Genomic DNA, 21,384 nt, shown 5'->3' on the forward strand with positions numbered 1-21,384 from the left:
GATGCAATTCCGAAACGGCCCCATCGGCCTGCTGTTCCACACGCTGTTCATTCTTTTCATCCTGGCGCCCATCGTGATGGTGTGCGCGGTGGCGTTCACGTCAGAAGGCTTTATCTCGTTGCCGACGAGCGGGCTGTCGCTGCGCTGGTTCCGCGCCATTCTGGACAACCCGCGCTTTGTGGAAGCCTTCTGGTTCAGTCTGGGACTGGGCACGCTGTCGGCAACATTGGCCATTGCGCTGGCGGTGCCAAGCGCGCTGGCGCTGGCCCGCAACCGCTTCCGTGGCCGCGAGGCGTTGGTGGCGTTCTTTCTGTCGCCGCTGATGATTCCGCATGTGGTGCTGGGCTTGGCGTTCCTGAAGTTTTTCACCACCGTGGACCTGGCCGGCACCTATGTGGGGCTGGTGGTCGCGCACGTGATTCTGGTGATGCCCTACGCGTTGCGTCTGGTGCTGGCTTCCGCCACCGGGATCGATCCGGCGCTGGAGCGCGCTGCGCAATCATTGGGCGCGTCCAACTGGACGGCGTTCCGGCGCGTGGTGCTGCCGTTGCTGCTGCCGGGGGTGGTCAGCGGCTGGGTCATCGCCTTCATCACAAGCTTCGATGAATTGACCATGTCGATCTTCATCGCCTCGCCGTCCACGACGACGCTGCCGGTGCGTATCTTCCTGCATATCGAAGACACCATCGACCCGCTCGTGACGGCCGTGTCGGCCGTGCTGATCTACGTAACGATCATCGCCATCTTCATTCTGGACCGCGTGGTCGGCCTGGAAAAGCTGTTTGTAGGAAAGGGACGCTAATGACGGACGAGAAAGAACTGGCGCCCCGCGCGCCCGTGCATCGCGGCATTTATGACGCTGCGGTGATCGGCGGCGGGCTGGTGGGGTCGGCCATTGCCTATGGCTTGCGGCGCGAGCTGGACCATGTGGCCGTGCTGGACGAAGGCGACGTGGCGTACCGGGCGTCGCGTGGCAACTTCGGGCTGGTGTGGGTGCAGAGCAAGGGCATGGGGCTGCCGCGCTACGGCGTGTGGACGATGACGTCCGCATCCGGCTGGCCCCGGCTGGCTGCGCAACTGCTGGACGAGACCGGTGTGGACGTGCACCTGGAACAGCGCGGCGGACTGCACGCGCTGTTGAGTGACGAAGAGGTGGAAGCGCGCGGCAAGTTCATGCAGACCTTGCTGGCGCAACCGGGCATGGCACAGTACGACTGGAAACTGCTGGACCGCGCCGAGGTTGCGGACTTAGTGCCGGGCATTGGCCCCGAGGTGCGCGGCGCCACGTGGACGCCGGTGGACGGCATTGCCAACCCGCTGAAGCTGCTGCGCGCGCTGCACATGAGTTTTGCACAGCGGGTGGTGGATTACTTGCCGCGCCGGCCGGCACAAAGCATCAAGCAGCGCGACGGTGTGTTCGAGATCGCCACGCCATCAGGCACGGTGCGTGCGCGCAAGGTCGTGCTGGCATCGGGCTTGTCGAACAAAGACCTGGGTGCGCAAGTTGGCCTGGACGTGCCGGTGCGCCCGCAGCGTGGGCAGATCGTGGTGCTGGAACGCACGCGCCGCATGCTGGAAACGCCGCTCTCCACCTTGCGCCAAACCGATGAAGGCACGTGGCTGATCGGCGATTCGCAAGAAGAGGCCGGCTATGTGGACAACCTGGTGGGCCTGCCGATTCTGGGCACGCTGGCCGACCGCGCCGTGCGCACGCTGCCTGCCTTGCGCGACGTGCGCGTGGTGCGCAGCTGGGCCGCGCTGCGCGTGATGTCCAAGGATGGCTTTCCGATTTATCAGCAATCTGAAACGTGCCCGGGCGCTTTCGTCGCCACCTGTCACAGCGGCGTGACGCTGGCCGCCGCGCACGCTCTCAATCTGGCGCCCATGATCGTGGCCGGCAAGCTGGCCGACGACATGGCGCCCTTCTCGACCCGGAGGTTCCATGTTCAAGAGGCTTGACGAGGCGCAGCGCCAGGCGCAAGGCGCGCCCGTGCGCGTGACGGTCAACGGGGCCGAGCTGCAATGCCGCCAAGGCGACAGCGTGGCGGCGGCGCTGTTTGCAGGCGGCGTGTCGGCCTGTCGCGACACAGCGGTGAACGAAGTGCCGCGCGGGCCCTATTGCATGATGGGCGTGTGCTACGACTGCCTGGTCACCATTGATGGCCAGGCGAATCAGCAAGGCTGCATGACGGCCGTGCGCGAAGGCATGAAGATCGAGCGCCAGCTGGGCGCGCGCAAGGTGCAGGCATGATCGATACGACGCAATGTGATTTGCTGGTGGTGGGCGCAGGCCCCGCAGGATTGGCGGCGGCGACGCTGGCGGCCAAGCTGGGCGTGGACACGGTGCTGCTGGATGAGCRGGCGGCGCCGGGCGGACAGATCTATCGCGCCATCACGACCACGCCCGTCACCGACCGCAGCATTCTGGGTGAAGACTATTGGCATGGCGCCTCGCTTGTCGGCCCGTTCAAGCAGTCGGGCGCGCGCTATGTGCCGGGCGCCACCGTCTGGGCCGTGGCCGAGCACACCGCGCCGCATCCCGACAAAGGTTTCGAGGTGGCGTACTCGGTGGCGGGCGAAGCGCGCATCGTGCATGCGCGCCGGCTGCTGTTGGCAACCGGTGCGCAAGAGCGCCCCTTCCCCATTCCGGGCTGGACGCTGCCGGGCGTCATCACCGCAGGCGCGGCGCAGATTCTGCTGAAGTCGTCGGGCGTGGTGCCGGCCGACCGCACGGTGCTGGCCGGCAGCGGCCCGCTGCTGTATCTGGTGGCGTGGCAATACCTGAACGCGGGCGTGAAGATTGACGCGCTGCTGGAAACCACGCCGCCCGGCCGCATGAGCCAGGCGCTGCCCAAGGTGTGGGGCTTTCTGCGTTCGCCGTATCTGGGCAAGGGTTTGAAGCTGCTGCGTGCGGTGAAGGCCGCGGTGCCGATCACGCGCGGCGTCACCGCGCTGGAAGCGCTGGGCGATGGCAAGCTGCAAAGCGTGCGCTACACGGCAGGCGGCGTCACCAAGACTTTGCCCGCCGAACAGCTGATGCTGCATCAAGGCGTGGTGCCCAACGTGAACTTGTCGCGCGCGGTGGGTGCGGAACACCGCTGGAATGATGCGCTGGACTGTTGGGAGCCGCAGGTTGACGCATGGGGGCTGACGTCGGTGGACGGCATCGGCATGGCGGGTGATGGCGCAGGAATCGCGGGCGCGTTGGCGGCGGAACACCGTGGCCGGCTGGCCGCCCTGCAAGCCGTGCATCTGTTGGGCCGCATTGATGCCGCCAAACGCGATAGCGAGGCCGTGGCGCCGCGCGATGCGCTAGCCCGTGCCGTGAGAGGCCGCGAGTTCTTCGACGCGCTCTACAAGGCGCCTGACGCGTTCAGACGCCCGACCGGCGACACCATCGTGTGCCGCTGTGAGGAAGTCACCGCTGCGCAGGTGCGCGACACGGTCAAGCTGGGCTGCACCGGCCCGAACCAGATGAAGGCGTTTCTGCGTTGCGGCATGGGGCCGTGCCAAGGGCGTTTCTGTGGGCTGACCGTGGCCGAGATCATCGCCGAGGAACGGGGCGTGCCGACGCAGGAAGTGGGCTATTACCGGCTGCGTTTTCCGACCAAGCCGCTGACCCTGGGAGAACTCGCGTCGCTGCCGCAGACGGACGATTCCCGCCAGGCCGTGGTCCGTTTGAAAAAGTAATGCCATGACCGGTGCAACGCGGTCGGCAGCAGTCATCATCATCGGGGGAGGCCTGCACGGCAGCTCGGCGGCGCTGCACTTGGCGCGTGCGGGCGTGTCTGCCCTGGTGATCGAAAAGAACTACGTGGGCCGCCACGCGTCGGGCGTGAATGCAGGCGGCGTGCGCACCTTGTCGCGGCATCTGGCCGAGGTGCCGCTGGCGCTGGCCTCGCGCGAGCTCTGGTATCGCATTGGCGATCTGGTGGATGACGATTGCGGTTTCGAGCAGCACGGCCAGGTGCGCGTGGCCGAAAACGCCGCCGACGTATCCGCGTTGCAGACGCGCTTGCAGACGATGACCGCGCACGGCTACACGCACGAGCAATGGATCAGCGCCGAGGATTTGCGGGACATGATTCCGGCGCTTGCGCCCACCATCCAGGGCGGCCTGATTGCACGCGAGGACGCGGCGGCCGATCCGTATCGCACGACGCTGGCGTTCCGCACCAAGGCGGCAAGCCTGGGCGCGCGCTTTCTGGAAGGCGTGCGCGTGCAGGGCGTTGCGCGCGTGGACGGCCAATGGCGCGTGGACACCGATGCGGGCACTTACACTGCGCCGCAAGTGTTGAACTGCGCGGGCGCGTGGGCCGACCGCATCGCGGCGCAATGGGGCGAGCCGGTGCCGCTGGTGGCCATTAGCCCGATGATGCTGGTGACGCTGCGCATGGATCACTTTCTGGCCCCCGTCGTGCTGGGAACGGGCCGCGCGTTGTCGTTCAAGCAGCGCTCAAATGGCACCGTGCTGATTGGCGGCGGACGGCGCGCCTGGGTGGATCGCGACGCGGAATGGACAGAGCTGGATTTCCGCTCGCTGGCCGAAGGCGCACGCACGGTCTGCGATCTGTTTCCGCACATGCGCGATGCGATCGTGAACCGGGGCTGGGCGGGTATCGAGGCGGCCATGCCGGATGAGATTCCCGTCATTGGCCCAAGCCGCCGTCACGAGACCGCGTTTCATGCGTTCGGCTTTTCGGCGCACGGCTTTGAGCTGGGCCCGATTGTGGGCCGCATCATGGCTGACCTGATCACGACTGGCGCGACGGACATGCCGATTGCGCCATTCCGGATTGACCGTTTTTCGGACGCGGCTATCGCGTCCTCCCCATCAAACAAGGAGCAAGACGAATGAATGACGATATCGTGCGCAAGGAAACCAACCAGCGCCTGAGCCGCATCGTGATCCATGGCGATACGGTGTACGTGGCGGGCGTGACGTCTGCGGCTGAAGGCGGCATCGCGGCGCAAACGCGTGACGCGTTGGCGAAGATCGACGGCTATCTGGCGCAGGCTGGCACCGATAAGTCGCGGCTGTTGTCGGTGCAGATCTGGCTGAAGGACATCGACCGCGACTTCGCCGGCATGAATAGCGTGTGGGCCGAGTGGGCGCTGCCGGACGCGATGCCCACCCGCGCCACCTGCGAGGCCAAGCTGGCCGCGCCKGAGCTGCTGGTGGAGATCATCGTGACGGCCGCCAAGCGGCCGGCATACGTCAGCGGGCCGGTGTCTGAAAGCTGACCTGGCCAGGGCGGCCCGGCAGGTTCAAGGTGGCGGTGGCGGGCGGCGTGGTGGCAATCACCTGGCCCGCGCGCAGCACCATCAGACGGGTCGCACGCAAGCGTAGCGCTTCGACGGGGTCGCGCGCTTGCAGCAGCACGAGGTCGGCGCGCTTTCCGACCGCGATGCCGGTTTCGTCCAGCCCAAGAATTTTCGCGGGCGTGGTCGTCACGGCTTCGAAACAGGCGCGCATGGCGTCCTGGCCCGTCATCTGGGCCACGTGCAGGCCCATGTGCGCCACTTCCAGCATGTCACCCGAACCCAGGCTGTACCAGGGGTCCATCACGCAATCGTGGCCGAAGGCCACCGGCACGCCAGCGGCCAGCAGTTCCGGCACGCGCGTCATGCCGCGGCGCTTCGGATAGGTATCGTGGCGGCCTTGCAGCGTGATGTTGATCAGCGGGTTGGCGATGGCGGCGACACCCGCTTCGCGCATCAGCGGAATCAGCTTGGACACGTAGTAGTTGTCCATCGAATGCATGGACGTCAGGTGCGAACCGGTGACGCGGCCATGCAGGCCCAGGCGTTGCGTGTGATAGGCCAGCGTTTCGATGTGGCGCGACAAGGGGTCGTCGCTTTCATCGCAATGCATGTCTACGCGCAGGCCGCGTTCGGCGGCCAGTTCGCACAGGATGCGCACGGACTCGGCGCCGTCCTGCATGGTGCGTTCAAAGTGCGGAATGCCGCCCACCACATCCACGCCCATGTCGAGGGCGCGCTTCAGGTTGTCCATCGCGCCCGGCGCGCGCAGCACGCCGTCTTGCGGGAAGGCGACCAGTTGCAGGTCCAGATAGGGTTTGACCTTCTCGCGCACGTGCAGCAGCGCTTCGGTTGCCAACAGACGCGGGTCGCAGACGTCAACGTGCGAGCGGATGGCCAGCAAGCCACGCGCCACGGCCCAGTCGCAATACGCAAGCGCCCGTTCGACCAGCGCTTCTTGCGTCAGCAGCGGCTTCAGTTCGCCCCACAGCGCAATGCCTTCCAGCAAGGTGCCGGACTGGTTCACGCGCGGCAGACCAAAGGACAAGGTCGAGTCCATGTGGAAGTGCGCGTCCACAAAGGGTGAGCTCACCAGCTGGCCGGCGGCATCAATCACCTGGCCTGCTTCGGCCTTCAGCGCAGGTTCCACCGCCGTGATGCGGCCCTGAGCCACGCCGATGTCGATGTTCGTGCGGCCATCGGGCAGCGTGCAATTCTTGATGATGAGATCGAGCATTGGGGGATCCTAGTGGAAGTTCAGTATTTCACAGTGCTGCAAAAGTACCCCAGCATCGGGGTCGCACGGAGCCGGCTCCGCCGGTCCGTCGCGACGCCCCCTTGAGGGGGAAGCGCGCAGCGCTTCGGGGGTGGGTCACACCCTTAGCGTTCGCCCTTGCGGTAGGGCTTCATCAGGGCTTGTGGGTAGGCGGCGCGGCGCGCCATCACCACCAGGGCCAGGATGGACAGGATGTACGGCAGCATCAGGTACACCTGATACGGTAGCTCGGGCAGGCCGGGCAAGGCGGCCCCGCCTTGTTGCAGCCGCAGTTGCAGCGCATCGAAGAAGGCGAAGATCAGCGCGCCCAGCAGTGCCTTGCCGGGCCGCCAGGAGGCGAACACGACCAGCGCCACGCAGACCCAGCCACGGCCGTTGACCATATTGAAGAAGAACGCGTTGAACGCGGCCAGCGTCAGGAAGCTGCCGGCAACCCCCATCAGCGCCGAGCCCGCCACGATGGCGCCGATGCGCAGGCGCGTGACCGACAGGCCCTGCCCTTCGGCGGCGGCGGGGTTTTCGCCCACCATGCGGATCGCCAGGCCGACCGGCGTGCGGTTCAGCACCCAGGCCAGAATGGGCACGGCGGCCAGCGCAATCAGCGTCATGGGCGTCTGCCCGGCCAGCACCGGGCCAATCAGCGGAATGCCGTCCAGGAATTTCATTTCGGCAAACGGCGTGATCGTAGGCGGCGTGTTCACGCTGGGGAACGTGACGCGGTACGCGAAGTACGACAGGCTGGTCGCCAACAGCGTCACCCCCAGCCCCGACACGTGTTGCGACAATCCCAGCGGCACCGTCAGCACCGCGTGCAGCAGGCCGAACACGGCGCCGGCAAAGGCCGCCGCCAGCACGCCCACATACAGCGGCGCGCCCAGATACACGACGAGCCAGCCGGTGAATGCACCGGCCGCCATGATGCCTTCTATGCCCAGGTTCAAGACGCCCGCGCGTTCGCACAGCAGCACGCCCAAGGTGCCCAGAATCAGCGGCGTCGCCAGACGCAGCACGGCGACCCAGAAGGCCGAGGAACTCAACAGATCCATCCATTCCATGGCGTGCTCCTCAAGCCCGGTTGCGGCGCAGGCGGTACTGCGCAAATAGCGTCGCGACCAGCATGGCAAGCAACGAGGTGGCGACGATGACGTCGGCGATGTAGTTCGGCACGGCGATGGCGCGGCTCATGCTGTCGGCGCCCACGAGCATGCCGGCAACAAAGATGCTGGCCAGGATCACGCCCAGCGGATGCAGGCCGGCCAGCATGGCGACGACGACGCCCGTGTAGCCGTAGCCCGGCGACATATCCAGCGTGACGTAACCGGTGCGGCCCGCCACTTCGATGGCGCCTGCCAGGCCCGCGAGCGCGCCGGACAGCATCGCGGTGCCGAGCATGACGCGGTTGACCGGCAGCCCCAGGAAGCGCGAGGCGTGCGCGTTGGCGCCCACGGCGCGCATCTGAAAGCCGAACACGGTGTAGCGGTTCAAGAGCCACAAGCCCAGCGCCAACCCGGCCGCCCACAAGAGGCCGGTATGGGCACGCGTGCGTTCAATCAGCTTGCCCAGTTCCAGGTCGCCATTGAGCGCCACGGATTGCGGCCAGCCCATCGCCATCGGGTCTTTCATGGGGCCGTCCAGCATCATGGAGACGAACAGCAGCACGATGAAGTTGCCCAGCAAGGTGGTCACGACTTCGTCCACGCCCAGACGGGTTTTCAACAGCGCGGGAATCAGCAGCAGCAAGGCGCCGGCAAGCGCCGCCGCCAGCATCATGCCGCCGAACAGCACCGGCACCGGCAGGTCAAAGCCCGTGCCGTCATGCAGGCCGCCGATGGCCACGGCCGCCAGCGCGCCCAGATACAGCTGGCCTTCGGCGCCGATGTTGTAGAAGCGGGCGCGAAACGCCACGGCACAGGCCAGGCCGGTCAGCATCAAGGGTGTGGCGCGGGTCAGCGTTTCAGACAAGGCGAAGCGCGACCCGAATGCGCCTTCGAACAGCAGCGCGTAGGTGCGGCCAACCGGCGCGCCGGCCCAGGCGACCAGCAAGGTGCAGACCGCCAGGGTGAAGAGGATGGCCGCAATCGGGGCCAAGGCCAGCGCCATGCGGCTGGGCTCGGGGCGGCGTTCCAGGATCAGTTTCATGCGAGTGATGCTCAATAGAGGGGGAAGCAGCGTGGGACGGAACGACCCGTCATGCGCGCGTTCCCGTCATGGCCAGGCCCACAGTGGCGGGCGTCCATTCGGCCACCGGCTTGACGGCGACGAGCTTGCCGCCGCACAGCACGGCGATGCGGTCGGCCAGGGCGAAGATTTCTTCCAGGTCTTCGGACACCAGCAGCACGCCGGCGCCGCGTGCGCGGGCGGCCAGCAACTGCTCGCGCACATAGGCGACCGCGCCAATGTCCAGGCCCCAGGTTGGCTGGTCGGCCACGATGAAGCGCGGTTCGCGTGCGAGCGTGCGGCCCAGAATCAGCTTCTGCATGTTGCCGCCCGACAGGCTGCGCGTGCGCACATCCAGCGAGGCCGCGCGCACGTCGAATTGCTTGGCCAGCGATGCCGCGTAAGCGCGGCCGGCACGTGCGCGGATCAGGCCGTAGCGCGCAAAGCGCTTGTCCTTCAAATCTTCAACGATGGCGTTTTCCCATAGCGGGCTGTCGCCGATCATGCCCTCGCCGTGGCGGTCTTCGGGAATGCGGCCGACGCGGGCCGCAGTCCATCCGGCGGGTGTCGTGGGCGCGGCTGCGTGTTCCGCGCCCAGCCGGATCGTGCCGTCGCTGGGTTGGCGCAGGCCGGTCAACACCGACACCAACGCCTGCTGGCCGTTGCCGGCCACGCCCGCAATCGCCACGATTTCATGTTTGTGGACGGTTAGGTCCAGGCTGTCCAGGCGCGGGGCGCCATCGCGGCTGTCGCGCACCGTCACTTGCGACAAGGTCACCACGGGCGCCGCCTGTTCGGCGGCGGCCACGGCTTCCGCGCGCGGCATGACGACCTTGCGGCCCACCATCAACTCCGCCAGTTCGGCGGGGCTGGTGCCGGCGGTGTCGCGTTCGGCCACCAGCTTGCCCTGGCGCAGCACGGCCACGCGGCGCGACACGGCCATCACTTCGTCCAGCTTGTGCGAGATGAAGATGACGGCCAAGCCTTCGTCAACAAAACCGCGCAGGGTCGCAAACAGGTCCTGCACTTCCTGCGGCGTGAGCACTGCGGTGGGCTCGTCCAGGATCAGGACGCGCGCGCCGCGATACAGCGCCTTCAGGATTTCCACGCGCTGCTTTTCGCCGACGGACAAGCCGCCCACGCGCGCGTCCGGGTCCACGCCCAGGCCGAAGCGTTGGCCCAGTTCAACCAGGCGGCGGCGCGCTTTGCTGCGGCCGGACGCCAGCTTCCACAGCGATTCCGTGCCGACCATGATGTTGTCCAGCACGGTCAGGTTGTCGGCCAGGGTGAAGTGCTGATGCACCATGCCCACCCCCGCCGCCAGCGCGGCGTCGGGCCGGCCGGGCGGCAAGGGTTTGCCGAAGACGTCGATACTGCCGGCATCGGCCACATAGTGGCCGAACAGAATCGACACCAAGGTCGATTTGCCGGCGCCGTTCTCGCCCAGCAAGGCCAACACTTCGCCTTGCCGCAGCGTCAGCGAGATATCGTCGTTGGCCGTCAGGCTGCCGAAACGCTTGGTGATCCCTGTCAGTTGCAGGGCGAGAGGCGCTTGATTCATCGTGCCGAGGACTTGGGTTCTTTGTCGTTGACCTTGACGGTGAAGCTGCCGTCCAGAATGGCTTTTTGCTTGGCTTGGACCTGGGCGATCAGCTCGGCGGGAATCTTCTTTTCGAAGGTGCCCAACGGCGCCAGCGACGAGCCCTTGTGCTTCATCAGCGAGTACTGGCCGTAGTCATCGGCCTTGAACGTGCCCGCCTTGACCTGCTTGAGCGCCTCGTCGATGGTGGGTTCCATGCTCCACAGCGCGGAAGCCACCACGGTCTCGGGGTACTGCGGCTGCGTGTCGATGACGTTGCCGATGGCCAGCTTGCCGCGTTCCTTGGCGGCGTCCGACACGCCAAAGCGCTCGGCGTAGAGCACGTCTGCGCCCTTGTCGATCATGGCGAAGGCGGCTTCCTTGGCCTTCGGGGGATCGAACCACGAACCGATGAAGGTCACGGTGAATTCAGCCTTCGGGTTCACTTCCTTGGCGCCTTCGATGAAGGCCTGCATCAGGCGGTTCACTTCGGGGATGGGGTAGCCGCCCACCAGGCCGATCTTGCCGGACTTGCTCATGCCGCCGGCGATCATGCCGGTCAGGTAGGCGGGTTCCTGGATGTAGTTGTCGAACACCGAGAAGTTGGGCTGCTGCGGCTTGCCCGAAGAACCCATCAGGAAGGCGGTCTGCGGATAGTCCTTGGCCACTTTGCGGGCGGCGGCTTCCACGGCGAAGGCTTCACCCACCACCAGCTTGTTGCCCTGCTCGGCGTACTGGCGCATGACGCGTTCGTAGTCGGCGTTGGTGACGTTTTCCGAGAAGGTGTATTCGATCTCGCCACGGTCGCGGGCAGCCGTCAGCGCCTTGTGGATGCGCGACACCCATTGCTGCTCGACCGGCACCGTGTAGATGGCGGCAACCTTGGTCTTGGCGGGGGCTTGGGCTTGCACGGCGCCCGAGAACAGCAGCGCGCCGGCAGCGGCGGCGGCCGCCAGCTTGAGCAGGCCGCGGCGGGCGATGCCGCCGGCGGACGGGGTGGACAAGGATTTCATGCGGGTGACTCCTTCGCGGGGGATGGAAACAGAATGGGAATGGCGGCCAGACGTTTGAAAATCGCGGTCGCCGGCAGGCGTGCCGGGGCGAACGGGCGGAAACGTAGGCGAGGGATCGGTCATCGGATGGAGGCGCCGGGAGGCGCGTCCCACCCGAATGGTCGGGTTCGCAGCCAGTCCTGGCGAAGCAAGTTGTATGCCATGGGGCATTCCTGCGACAAGTCGGGGAAACCTGATGGACGGGCAGGATTATAGGCACCCTGGCGGGGATTCGTGGCACCAAGGTGGTGCGGGTTGTCCCAAAGCGTGGACACCCTTGCTGCGAAACGGTGAGTTCCCGCGTCAACGTTGTGCGTATCCCCTGGGGCGCCGCCCGCCGCACTTAAAATCCCGCCATAAGCTGCGCGAGGCGCGGCAAGCTGGAAATTCCATGCAAGACATTCAATTGCTGCTCGAGCAATACGGCGGGTGGCTGGTGTTCGCCAACGTGCTCGTCGAACAGGCGGGCTTGCCCGTGCCTGCGTACCCGATGCTGATTGCGGCGGGCGCGCTGGGCGGCGCGGCGGGGTGGCTTGTGCCCTGGCTGGCTGCCACCGTCGCCTGCTTGCTCGCGGACTCGCTTTGGTATGTGGCCGGCCGGCGCTACGGTTCGCGGCTGCTGGGCGTGATCTGCAAGATGTCGCTGTCGCAGGATTCCTGCATCCGCCAGACGCAACGCCTGTATTTGCGCATTGGTGTGCGGGCCTTGCTGGTGTGCAAGTTCCTGCCCGGCGCGGGCGCGCTGTCCACCGTCATGGCGGGCCTGACCGGCACCGCCTACCGGCGCTTTCTGCTGTACGACCTAGTGGGCGCGATGATCTGGGCTGGCTCCGCGTTGCTGCTGGGCGGCTTGTTCCATAGCGTGGTCAACGACGTGATCGAAATTCTTGGCACCTACGGCGCGATGGGGCTGGGCGTGCTGGCCGCGGTGTTGGCGCTGTACATCCTGACGCGTTTTTTCCGCCGCCGCATTCTGCTGCGCAGCCTGCGCATCATTCCGCGTGTGTCGGTCGACGAGCTGATGCAGTGGCGGCAAGACGGCCGCAACCCGCTGGTCTTTGACGTGCGCCCCGAAGCGCAGCGCGACGCTGCGCGCATCCCCGGCGCCATCGCCGTGGACTTGAAGGCGCCCTTGCCTGCACTGGACGCCCACGCGCTGGACTCCGACATCGTGGTCTATTGCGCCTGCCCGAACGAGGTCTCGGCCGCGCTGCTGGCCTCGCGCCTGCGCGCGGCGGGGTATCCCAAGACCTGGGCGCTGCGCGGCGGTTACGAGGCGTGGATGGAACGCAATCACGCGCCACCCGCTGCGCCAAGCGCATAATTTCACATCAGCCCGCAAGACAGGCGGGCGGCAACAGGAGATACGAATGCGGTTGTTGTTTTTGGGTGCCGGCGGCACGGGTGGTTATTTCGGCGGACGCGCCGCCCAGGCGGGCGCGGACGTGACGTTTCTGGTGCGTGAGCCGCGCGCGGCGCGCATCAGCGAGCAAGGCTTGCGCATTCAAAGCCCGTTGGGCGACGTGACGCTGCACCCGAAGGTGGTCACGCAGCAGACCTTGCAAGGCCACTACGACGTCGTCGTGCTCAGCTGCAAAGCGTATGACCTGGCCAGCGCCATTGACGCCATCCGCCCGGCCGTTGGCCCCGACACGGCCGTGCTGCCCATCATGAATGGTGTGTTGCAGTACGACGTGCTGGACCGCGAGTTCGGACCGCAGCGCGTGCTGGGCGGGCTGTGCCAGATCAACGCCACGCTCGGCCCTGAAGGCGAAGTGGTGCATCTGGGCAAGCACGCCAACATCGTCTTTGGCGAACGCGCCGGCGCGCCGCGCAGCGAGCGCTGCGTGGCGCTGGAGCAGGCCTTGGCGGGCGGCGAATACGCCAGCCGTCTTAGCGAAGACATCTACCAGGACATCTGGGAAAAGTACGTCATGCTGACGACGCTGGCCGCCGCCACCTGCATGATGCGTGGCTCGGTCGGGCAGATTGCGTGCACCGATGATGGCATCGGCATCCTGCTCAGCCTGCTGAAAGAAACGCAAGCCGTGGCCGCCGCGTCCGGCTATGCCGTGCGTCCGGAAGCGGATGCCGCCGCACAAAAGCTGATGACTGACCGCACGCAACCGATGACGGCGTCCATGTTCCGCGACCTGCGCCAAGGGCTGCCGGTCGAGGCCGACCACATCGTGGGCGACATGATTCACCGCGCCCGCGCGCTGGGCGTGGACGCGACGTATCTGCGCGTGGCGTATGCGCACTTGCAGGTCTATCAAGCGCAGCGCGCAGCGGCTTGAATTCGGTCGATTGGTGCATAACTTGCAAAAAACTCTTCCGATTTTCTGGGTTTTTTGTTCGGATTTGACCGAATAGTATGGATTTGCCTGAACCGGGGCGTGTTGTGGCGCATGTTGCGCCGCCCGCCCCGGTTCTTCCTCCCTAGGAGCAAGACCATGAAAATTGCATTGATCGGCATTACCGGCCGCGTCGGTTCCCGCGTTGCAGACGAACTGCTCAAGCGCGGCCATCAAGTGACGGGCATCGCCCGCAATCCGGCCGACGTCAACGTCCAGCCCGGCCTGACCGTCCAGCAAGGCGACGCCACCGACCCCGAAGCCCTGACCCCGCTCTTGACCGGCCACGATGCCGTCATCAGCGCTACGCGTTTTGTGTCAACCGACGCCAAGCCGCTGTTGGCCGCCGTGAAGAACGCGGGCGTGCCGCGTCTGCTGGTGGTGGGCGGCGCGGGCAGCCTCTTGGTGGCGCCCGGCAAGCTGCTGATCGACACGCCTGAATTCCCCGACGCCTACAAACCCGAAGCCCGCGGGGGCGTTGTGTTCCTGGACACGCTACGTCAGGAAAAAGTGCTGAACTGGACGTTCATCTCGCCGTCGGCATTGTTCGAACCGGGTGAGCGCACGGGCACGTTCCGCGTGGGCGATGACTATCTGCTGGCCGACGACGAAGGCAAGAGCTGGATTTCGATGGAAGACTACGCCATCGCCCTGGCCGATGAATTGGAAACGCCGAAACATTCGCGCCGCCGCTTCACCGTCGGGTACTAAGCAGCAGGCTGTGCAAGGAAAAAGGAGCCCTGGAGTCTGCAAAGGGCTCCTTTTTTCATTGTGCGCCGGGGGCGAATCCCGCGCTTTTGTTTGTAAACTGGCAGACCGCCAACCGGCGTCACCCTGAGTTGTTCTGTATGCGTATGAAGTGGAAATCCTTGGCCGCCTGTGTACTGGCCGCGTCCCACTGCCTGGCGGTTGCGCCGGCGCTTGCGGCTGCGCCCCAGTCGAACAAGGAGATCGTTGTCGCGTTCTTTCGCATGATGTTCCAAGACCGCGAGGTCGACGAAGCGGTGCGCCTGTACGTCAGCCCCAACTACGTGCAGCACAACCCGTACATGCGCGATGGCGTCGGCCCGATGGTGGATTTCTTTCCGCCCTATTTCGATCAGCATCCGCAAGCCATCGTCGACATCAAGCGCGTGATCGCCGAGGGCGATCTGGTGGTGATTCACAACCAATGGCGCGATTCGCCGGAAGACCGTGGCCAGGCGGTGGTGGATATCTTCCGCGTTGAAAAAGGCAAGATCGTCGAGCATTGGGACGTCAGCCAGGAAATTCCCGAGAACCCCGCCAACCAGAACGGCATGTTCTAAAGAGCGAACCATGTCCCACATTGAACCGGTCGAACTGGCCCGCGCGTATCTGCTGTTGAACCACGGGCCGACGGTGCTGGTCACCAGCGCTCACGGCGATGCGCAAAACGTGATGGCGGCGGCGTGGGCGATGCCGTTGGATTTCAGCCCGCCCAAGATGCTGGTGGTGGTGGACAAGAACACCTACACGCGCGAGCTCATCGAAGCGTCGGGCGAATTCGCGTTGTGCATTCCGTCGCGCGCGCAGGCCGCTGCTACGTTGAAGGTGGGCTCGGAATCCGGCCGCGATGAAGACAAGTTTCAGGCCAGCGGCCTGGCCACGTTTCCGGCCAGCAAGATCGGCGCACCGTTGGTGGCTGACTGCCTGGGCTGGCTGGAATGCAAGGTCGTGCCCGAGCCGCACAACCAGCAGGCTTATGATCTGTTCATCGGCGAAGTCGTGGCCGCCTGGGCGGCGCCGGATGTGTTCTCGCAGAACCGCTGGCACTTCCCGCAAGACGACCGGCGTTCGGTCCACTATCTGGCCGGCGGCTCGTTCTTCGCCACCGGCGAGGCCTTCAACGTTTCAGAACCGGAGTAGCCCTTATGCGCAGCGTGTATCTCGCGGGTTTCGATGTATTCCTGCCCGATGCCGTGGCGCATGGCCAGCGGCTCAAGGCGCTTTGCGCCACATACGGGTTTGACGGCTTGTTCCCGTTGGACAACCTGGCGCCCAAGGACTTGTCGGGCCAGGCGCTGGCGCAATGGATCTATCGTGAAAACGTGGCGTTGATTCGCCGCGCCGACATGGTGATGGCCAACCTGAATCCGTTTCGCGGCGCCGAGCCCGATTCGGGCACGGCCTTTGAAGTGGGTTACGCCATTGCCTGCGGCAAACCGGTGTGGGGCTACACGAGCCACGCCGGATCGCTGATCGACCAGGTGGCCGTGGGCGCGGCGGCGGACGATGGCGCGTCGCGCATGGTGGATGCCGAAGGCTACACGGTGGAAGACTTCGGCCTGAACCTGAATCTGATGCTGGCGTGCAGCGCCCGCATCGTGGTGGGCAAGGCATCCGATTGCCTGGCCCGCATGGCGCAAGACGCCGCCCGATAGATCAGGCGCGCGTTTTATCAGGCGTCAATCTGATCAGGCGGCAGCTTTGCGGCGCGGTGCTTTCTTCACCGCTGCCGTGGCGCCGCCGGTTTTGGCGGCGGACTTCACGGCTTTCACGGCCCTGACCGCCTTCACCGCTTTCTGCGGCGCGGCGCCGCCCGGCGTCGCCAGATACCCCATCACCGCATCGACCACGGCTTGTTCAAGCTGCTTGGCGTCGAAACCCGCGGGCGGTTCCAGCGCCATCGCGTGCACCAGGGATTCCATGATGCGCAGCACGACGTAGGTCGCCAAGTCCCGGTCTTGTTGCGCGATTTCGGCGCGGTGTAATTCCAGCAGGTGCCGCATGCGCCGGTGGATGTCCTGATCCGCCAGGCTGTGTTCGCGCGGCGTATCGAATAACGGGAATTCACGCTCCAGCACACGGTGCAGCGCGGGCTCCAGCAGGTGCGCGTGCAGCATGGCCTGAACAATGGCGCCCACGCGCTCTTTCAGCGTGGCGGCGGGGTTGCTGTTCAGGACGTCGTCAATGACATCCAGCATCTGGTTGTCGTGGCGCTGATGCAGCGCGGCGATCAATGCGTTCTTGTTCGGAAAGTACTGATACAGGGAGCCGACGCTGACCCCCGCGGTTTCAGCGATCAGGTTGGTGTTGGTGCCCGCATAGCCGTGCGTGGCCAAAACGCGAGCCGTGGCTTGCAGAATCGTGTCGACGGTGTGCTGGGACCGGAGTTGGCGCGGTGATTTCCGGGGCTGGGGGATGGCGGTCATGGATGCGTTGAAAGGCGAGTATCAAACCTGAGCAATGGCTCATAAAATTTGCAGCAGGCAATCCGAGTTGTCACCCGCAAGCGCGGATTATGCCATCGACGAATTCTCCGCGATGGTTTCGGATTGTCATGACCCTTTCAAGGATTTTTCATGTCGAACGTTTCGACGGCCGGGGGTATGCCCACGGCCCGTGGACCCGTGCGCTCTGTTTTTGCGCAATTGCTGCCATTGGTCCTGGCAGTGTTCATCGGATTTTTCATGGTTGGGCTGCCGATGCCGGTGCTGCCTCTGTATGTGGACGGCACGCTGGCGATGGGGGCGGTGGTGGTGGGGGTGGTGGCAGGCTTGCAGTTCGCCGCCGCCTTGTTGTCGCGCGCCTACGCCGGCGCGCTGGCCGACCGTCGCGGCGCCAAGCGCGCGGTGGTGGCCGGCTTCTTGCTGGGTTCGGCGGCGGGGCTGCTGTATGCGTTGGCCAATATGTTGTCGGCCCAGCCGCAGGCGGCGCTGACGGTGTTGCTGGCGGGCCGCGCGGTGATGGGCTGCGCGGAAAGCCTGATAGTCACGGGCGCGCTGAGCTGGGGCGTGGGCCGCGTGGGGCCGCAGAATGCGGGCCGGGTGATGGCGTGGGTGGGCGTGGCGATCTATGCGGCGTATGCGCTGGGCGCACCCGCCGGCATGCGGCTGTATGACGCTGCCGGTTTCGGGGGCATTGCGTGGGCGACGGTGTTGATACCGCTGGCGGCTTTGGCGCTGGTGTTGCCGCAGGGCGGGTCGCCTGCGTTGAACGGGGTGCGCACGCCGTTTTACCGCGTGGTGGGGATGGTGCTGTTGCCGGGTTTGGGCCTGGCGTTGACGAGCGTGGGCTTTGGCGTGATTACCGCGTTTGTCAGCCTGTTCTTTGCGCAACGCGGCTGGGACGGGGCGGCGTGGATGTTTAGCGCGTTTGGCGTGGGCTTCATTCTTGCGCGCGTGTTTTTTGCGGGGCTGCCGGACAAGCTGGGCGGCGCGCGTGTGGCGCTGGTGTGCGTGGTGATCGAGGCCGTGGGTCAGTGGCTGATCTGGTCAGGCGCAACGCCGTGGTGGGCGTACGCGGGCGCGTTCTTGACGGGTGCGGGCTATTCGCTGGCGTTCCCGGCATTCGGCGTAGAGGCCGTGCGGCGCGTGCCGGCGGCAAGCCGTGGCGCGGCGATGGGAGCGTATGTGGCGTTTCTGGATGTGGCGTTGGGCATCAGTGGCCCGGCGGCGGGTTGGCTTGCCGCGTTGCAGGGGTATGGCGCGGTGTATGCGATGGGCGGCGCGTGCGCGCTGGCCGCGGTGGGGGTGGCGTGGGTGCTTAAGCGTTCAGCGCAGTCTCGTTGAGTCACTACGCAGCGGGGCGGCGGTTGGGGTGGTTTCCCGATCGCCGCCCCGATGCGTTTGGGGCAGACGGTTCGCTTAGACCGTGGCGGCCATTTCCAGGACTTCGTCGTCGACGGGAGTGGCTTCTCCGTCTTTCAGCTTTTGCAGGTGGTCGGCGAGTTCGGCGATGGTCAGGGCGACCAGGCCGTGTTGGGCGGCGTAACGTTCGAGCGAGGCGCCGCGCATCATGGTGCCGTCGGCGTTCATCAGTTCGCACAGGACGCCGGCGGGACGCAGGCCGGCCAGCACGGCCAGGTCAACGGAGCCTTCGGTGTGGCCGCGGCGGGTCAGTACGCCGCCGGGTTGGGCGCGCAAGGGGAATACATGGCCGGGGCTGACGATGTCTTCGCTTTGTGCCGACGGCGAGATGGCGGCGCGGATGGTGGTGACGCGGTCAACGGCGGATACGCCGGTGCTGACGCCTTCGCGGGCTTCGATGGAGACGGTGAAGGCGGTGGCGAAGCGGCTTTGGTTGCGCTGGACCATGGGGGGGAGTTCCAGGCGGTCAAGCGTTTCGCCGGGCAGGCACAGGCAGACGATGCCGCTGCCGTCACGAATCAGCTGAGCCATGACGGGCACGGTGAGCTTGTCGGCGGCGACGATAAGGTCGGCTTCGTTTTCGCGATCGAAATCATCCATGAGGATGACGGGGCGGCCCAGGCGCAGGTGATGCAAGGCGCGCTGCAGGCGAGCGGCGAACGGTTGTGAAGCCAGGCTGGGAAGGGACTGCGGGGTATTGAGGTTGGACATTGTTGAAACGCTCTCGCAAATTTAAGGGGGCGAAAAACGTTTCAGGGCTAATCGACAGCCGAACGCAATACGGCTTGCCAGGCGCGTGTGGCGCCCGGGTGACCGGCGTTGTGTCGGCACATCTTCTCTCATCCGGACTATGACCGTCGGCTCTGGCATTTCACCAGATCTGCTGACCCCGATGTCCGAAGACGCCGGGCGCTCGCGGGCTCACCACATTGCATGGCATACCGCCGGTGGGGAATTGCACCCCGCCCTGAAGACGTACTGCATGTCGTGTTAACGACTTTGCGGATTGTACGCCTGTCTGGGGTTGTGGTTGGAATGGGCGTTATGTGGGTGGGGTTTTGTTTTTGGGTGGCTTGGTTTTGGGGACGGGCTATGGGTTCTTTTGACGTCAGGCGTGTGGGCGGGCCGGGGTGCGCGGGGCAACGATTGCGGTCCGGAGCCTTCGCTCCGGACTGCCCCCTTGTCATCTTCGTCACCCGCCGTTGGCGGGTTCCTTCAGATTCCCTCGGGCTTATCGACGCCCCGCGCACCCCGGCCCGCCCACACGCCTGACTGCGCTGCGGGGAACATTACGGGTGCTGGGGCGGGTGGTTTGCTTGGCCTTTTGCTGCCAGGCGGTTTGGTGGGGGAAGATCTTGCGGGGTCGCCAAAGCCGGTCGCGCGGGCGACCTTTTTTGGCTTTGGGGTGTCTTGCGGTTTGTGATGACGCTGCGCGCGGCGGCGCGTCGCTTCGCTCGCGGGCTTTTTAGGCTTTGGCGGGGGGCGTTTTGGTGGGAGCCTTCGCTTCTGCTTCGGCCGGGGCTTCTTTTTTCGTCTTCTTTTTGGGCAGGGCCAACATCGTGCCGCGGCACGGCGGGGTGCCGCAGAGGCAGCGGTAGCCTTCCTTCAGCGCCTTCGTGATGCGGCCGTCCAGGACCAGGCCGTAGTCGTACGACAGTTCAGTGCCGCGCGGGATGTCTTGCAGGGCGACGATGTAGACGCGCTTGCCGTGCTTGCCTTCCTGCGCCTCGCAGTTGGGTTCGCAGGAATGGTTGATCCAGCGCGCGTCATTGCCGTTGTCGCCGCCGTCGATCACGCGGCCGGAGCTGAGCGCGAAGAAGAAGGTGTGGAAGGGGTCGTCCGGGTTGGTGGGGTGGCGGCGGTCGGCTTCTTTGGCGCTGATGCGTTCGCCGCCGTACTCGATGATGCGCGTGCCGGCGGGGATCTTGCGGGCGGCGAAGACGCCGGTGCCGTGAAGCTTGGAGCGGCGCACGACGTGCCAGGGCTTGATCGGGGTGGCTTCGGTGGTCATGGAGGCGTGTGGGAGGCGGGTTTAGTCGATAAGAAGGCGAACAGACGAAACAGAATTATATCGACGCGTCTTTGACAGGATGACAGGCGTATAGTGAGCGCCGCCTTGTTCCTCGTTGATATTTATCATGATCGTCCGTCCGCGTCCCTCTGCGCTGGCTTTGTTCTTTGTGTTGCGGGGCTCCATCATCCCGCGCATTCTCGCCAGGCTCATCGTCATTACGTTGTTGTCCTGTGTGGTGGTGTGGATGTATCACCGCCAGCTGTTTTCGCCCGCGCATCTGACGGCGGTGCCGTTTTCGCTGTTCGGGCTGGCGCTGTCGGTCTTCATGGGCTTTCGCAATAACGTCTGCTATGACCGCTGGTGGGAAGCTCGCAAGCAATGGGGCGATCTGATTGTGCAGGCGCGCAGTCTGGCGCGTGAAAGTGCGGTGCTGTTGGCGGCGAGCACGGCGAATCCGGTGCAGGAACGGCTGGTGCGGCGGTGTATCGGTTTTGGATATGGCTTGGCGGCGCGCTTGCGCGGTCAGGATATGGTGGACGCCGTGCGCCCGTGGGTGCAGCAGGATGAGCTGGATACGTTGGCCGGGGTTCGCAATGTGCCGGATGCGCTGCTGATGGCGATCAACCGCGATCTGGCGGCGTGTTTGCGGCGCGGTGAGTTGAGCGACATCCTTTATCAGGGGCTGACCCAGCGCGTGGCGCAGTGCGCGGCGATTCAGGCGGCCTGTGAACGCATCAAGTTCACGCCTTGTCCGTTCGCGTATTCGCTGCTGCTGCATCGCACGGCATGGCTGTTCTGTCTGCTGCTGCCGTTCGGGCTGGTGGGTACGCTGGAGTATTTGACGCCGGTGGCGGTCATCATCATTGCGTATACGTTCTTCGGGCTGGACGCGTTGGGCGACGAGCTTGAAGACCCCTTCGGTCTGGAAGAGAACGACCTGCCGTTGTCAGCGTTGGCGCGGGTGATCGAGATTGATCTGCTGGAAGGTCTGGGCGTGCGTCCTTTGCCCGATGCGGTGGTGCCCGAGGATTACGTGTTGCGTTAAATGAGGGGGGGCGCAGGCATCTTCACTTCCCCCTC

The 21,384-nt window shown here is 65.5% G+C and carries 22 protein-coding genes and 1 riboswitch; of the genes, 14 read left to right on the plus strand and 8 right to left on the minus strand.

The window, feature by feature from the left end:
• Position 1 precedes the first annotated feature (1 nt).
• Genes AC1DB0_RS08050 through AC1DB0_RS08075 form a run of 6 tightly spaced genes read left to right on the plus strand, consistent with a single transcriptional unit; the run spans position 2 to position 5,244 of the window.
• Complete coding sequence (locus AC1DB0_RS08050) at positions 2-802, plus strand: ABC transporter permease (protein ID WP_054420928.1); 801 nt, start codon at positions 2-4, stop codon at positions 800-802.
• Positions 802-1,959, plus strand: coding sequence for an NAD(P)/FAD-dependent oxidoreductase (locus tag AC1DB0_RS08055; protein ID WP_342067944.1), 1,158 nt, complete (start codon positions 802-804; stop codon positions 1,957-1,959). Before AC1DB0_RS08050 ends, AC1DB0_RS08055 begins: the two co-directional genes overlap by 1 nt.
• Positions 1,943-2,251: a (2Fe-2S)-binding protein gene (locus AC1DB0_RS08060; RefSeq protein WP_046804012.1), complete on the plus strand. Its 309-nt coding sequence runs from the start codon at positions 1,943-1,945 to the stop codon at positions 2,249-2,251. Before AC1DB0_RS08055 ends, AC1DB0_RS08060 begins: the two co-directional genes overlap by 17 nt.
• Complete coding sequence (locus AC1DB0_RS08065) at positions 2,248-3,690, plus strand: FAD/NAD(P)-dependent oxidoreductase (RefSeq protein ID WP_476758639.1); 1,443 nt, start codon at positions 2,248-2,250, stop codon at positions 3,688-3,690. Before AC1DB0_RS08060 ends, AC1DB0_RS08065 begins: the two co-directional genes overlap by 4 nt.
• A gap of 4 nt (positions 3,691-3,694) precedes the next feature.
• The gene (locus AC1DB0_RS08070; RefSeq protein ID WP_476757332.1) at positions 3,695-4,858 is read left to right on the plus strand and encodes an NAD(P)/FAD-dependent oxidoreductase; all 1,164 of its coding nucleotides are present in this window, start codon (positions 3,695-3,697) and stop codon (positions 4,856-4,858) included.
• A complete protein-coding gene (locus AC1DB0_RS08075) occupies positions 4,855-5,244 on the plus strand; it encodes a RidA family protein (RefSeq protein ID WP_054420932.1) in 390 nt (129 codons plus the stop codon). Before AC1DB0_RS08070 ends, AC1DB0_RS08075 begins: the two co-directional genes overlap by 4 nt.
• Here AC1DB0_RS08075 and AC1DB0_RS08080 read toward each other — a convergent pair.
• The 5 genes from AC1DB0_RS08080 to AC1DB0_RS08100 all read right to left on the minus strand — a co-directional run bounded on the left by AC1DB0_RS08080 (position 5,219) and on the right by AC1DB0_RS08100 (position 11,287).
• On the minus strand, positions 5,219-6,499 hold the full coding sequence (locus AC1DB0_RS08080) for an amidohydrolase family protein (RefSeq protein WP_054420933.1): 1,281 nt from the start codon (positions 6,497-6,499) through the stop codon (positions 5,219-5,221). The two genes, AC1DB0_RS08075 and AC1DB0_RS08080, sit on opposite strands and share 26 nt — an antisense overlap.
• Positions 6,500-6,642: 143 nt before the next feature.
• Positions 6,643-7,593 (minus strand): ABC transporter permease, encoded by a 951-nt coding sequence (locus tag AC1DB0_RS08085; protein ID WP_046804007.1) that lies wholly within the window; start codon positions 7,591-7,593, stop codon positions 6,643-6,645.
• Between the two features lie 10 nt (positions 7,594-7,603).
• Positions 7,604-8,677 carry an ABC transporter permease gene (locus AC1DB0_RS08090; RefSeq protein WP_050728326.1) on the minus strand — a complete coding sequence of 358 codons (1,074 nt, stop codon included), beginning with the start codon at positions 8,675-8,677 and terminating at the stop codon, positions 7,604-7,606.
• A gap of 49 nt (positions 8,678-8,726) precedes the next feature.
• Complete coding sequence (locus AC1DB0_RS08095; RefSeq protein ID WP_175170468.1) at positions 8,727-10,256, minus strand: ABC transporter ATP-binding protein; 1,530 nt, start codon at positions 10,254-10,256, stop codon at positions 8,727-8,729.
• Entirely contained in the window at positions 10,253-11,287 is a 1,035-nt protein-coding gene (locus tag AC1DB0_RS08100) for a BMP family protein (RefSeq protein WP_054420935.1), read from the minus strand. Before AC1DB0_RS08100 ends, AC1DB0_RS08095 begins: the two co-directional genes overlap by 4 nt.
• Positions 11,288-11,717: 430 nt before the next feature.
• Here AC1DB0_RS08100 and AC1DB0_RS08105 point away from each other — a divergent pair, with 430 nt between their 5' ends.
• The 6 genes from AC1DB0_RS08105 to AC1DB0_RS08130 all read left to right on the plus strand — a co-directional run bounded on the left by AC1DB0_RS08105 (position 11,718) and on the right by AC1DB0_RS08130 (position 16,082).
• Entirely contained in the window at positions 11,718-12,650 is a 933-nt protein-coding gene (locus tag AC1DB0_RS08105) for a DedA family protein/thiosulfate sulfurtransferase GlpE (protein ID WP_342067948.1), read from the plus strand.
• Positions 12,651-12,696: 46 nt separating this feature from the next.
• Complete coding sequence (panE, locus tag AC1DB0_RS08110; RefSeq protein ID WP_441372499.1) at positions 12,697-13,623, plus strand: 2-dehydropantoate 2-reductase; 927 nt, start codon at positions 12,697-12,699, stop codon at positions 13,621-13,623.
• 156 nt (positions 13,624-13,779) lie between these two features.
• The gene (locus tag AC1DB0_RS08115; protein ID WP_054420938.1) at positions 13,780-14,391 is read left to right on the plus strand and encodes an NAD(P)-dependent oxidoreductase; all 612 of its coding nucleotides are present in this window, start codon (positions 13,780-13,782) and stop codon (positions 14,389-14,391) included.
• Between the two features lie 137 nt (positions 14,392-14,528).
• Complete coding sequence (locus tag AC1DB0_RS08120) at positions 14,529-14,987, plus strand: nuclear transport factor 2 family protein (RefSeq protein ID WP_054420939.1); 459 nt, start codon at positions 14,529-14,531, stop codon at positions 14,985-14,987.
• Between the two features lie 10 nt (positions 14,988-14,997).
• Positions 14,998-15,567 carry a flavin reductase family protein gene (locus tag AC1DB0_RS08125; protein ID WP_054420940.1) on the plus strand — a complete coding sequence of 190 codons (570 nt, stop codon included), beginning with the start codon at positions 14,998-15,000 and terminating at the stop codon, positions 15,565-15,567.
• A gap of 5 nt (positions 15,568-15,572) precedes the next feature.
• Entirely contained in the window at positions 15,573-16,082 is a 510-nt protein-coding gene (locus AC1DB0_RS08130) for a nucleoside 2-deoxyribosyltransferase (protein WP_175170471.1), read from the plus strand.
• 33 nt (positions 16,083-16,115) lie between these two features.
• Here the strand turns inward: AC1DB0_RS08130 and AC1DB0_RS08135 are convergent, their stop codons facing one another.
• The gene (locus tag AC1DB0_RS08135) at positions 16,116-16,853 is read right to left on the minus strand and encodes a TetR/AcrR family transcriptional regulator (RefSeq protein ID WP_342067951.1); all 738 of its coding nucleotides are present in this window, start codon (positions 16,851-16,853) and stop codon (positions 16,116-16,118) included.
• Between the two features lie 150 nt (positions 16,854-17,003).
• On the opposite strand from AC1DB0_RS08135, the gene AC1DB0_RS08140 reads away from it, so the two are divergent.
• On the plus strand, positions 17,004-18,212 hold the full coding sequence (locus AC1DB0_RS08140) for an MFS transporter (RefSeq protein ID WP_476757333.1): 1,209 nt from the start codon (positions 17,004-17,006) through the stop codon (positions 18,210-18,212).
• Positions 18,213-18,287: 75 nt separating this feature from the next.
• Here the strand turns inward: AC1DB0_RS08140 and ribB are convergent, their stop codons facing one another.
• Positions 18,288-19,001: a 3,4-dihydroxy-2-butanone-4-phosphate synthase gene (gene ribB, locus AC1DB0_RS08145; RefSeq protein WP_175170472.1), complete on the minus strand. Its 714-nt coding sequence runs from the start codon at positions 18,999-19,001 to the stop codon at positions 18,288-18,290.
• A gap of 116 nt (positions 19,002-19,117) precedes the next feature.
• A riboswitch (FMN riboswitch) is annotated at positions 19,118-19,269 on the minus strand.
• Positions 19,270-19,755: 486 nt separating this feature from the next.
• Complete coding sequence (locus AC1DB0_RS08150; RefSeq protein ID WP_427945811.1) at positions 19,756-20,301, minus strand: SET domain-containing protein; 546 nt, start codon at positions 20,299-20,301, stop codon at positions 19,756-19,758.
• Between the two features lie 127 nt (positions 20,302-20,428).
• Here AC1DB0_RS08150 and AC1DB0_RS08155 point away from each other — a divergent pair, with 127 nt between their 5' ends.
• Positions 20,429-21,349 (plus strand): bestrophin family protein, encoded by a 921-nt coding sequence (locus AC1DB0_RS08155; protein WP_054420946.1) that lies wholly within the window; start codon positions 20,429-20,431, stop codon positions 21,347-21,349.
• Positions 21,350-21,384: the final 35 nt, after the last annotated feature.

The sequence above is a fragment of the Achromobacter sp. 10T422 genome (assembly GCF_056394065.1).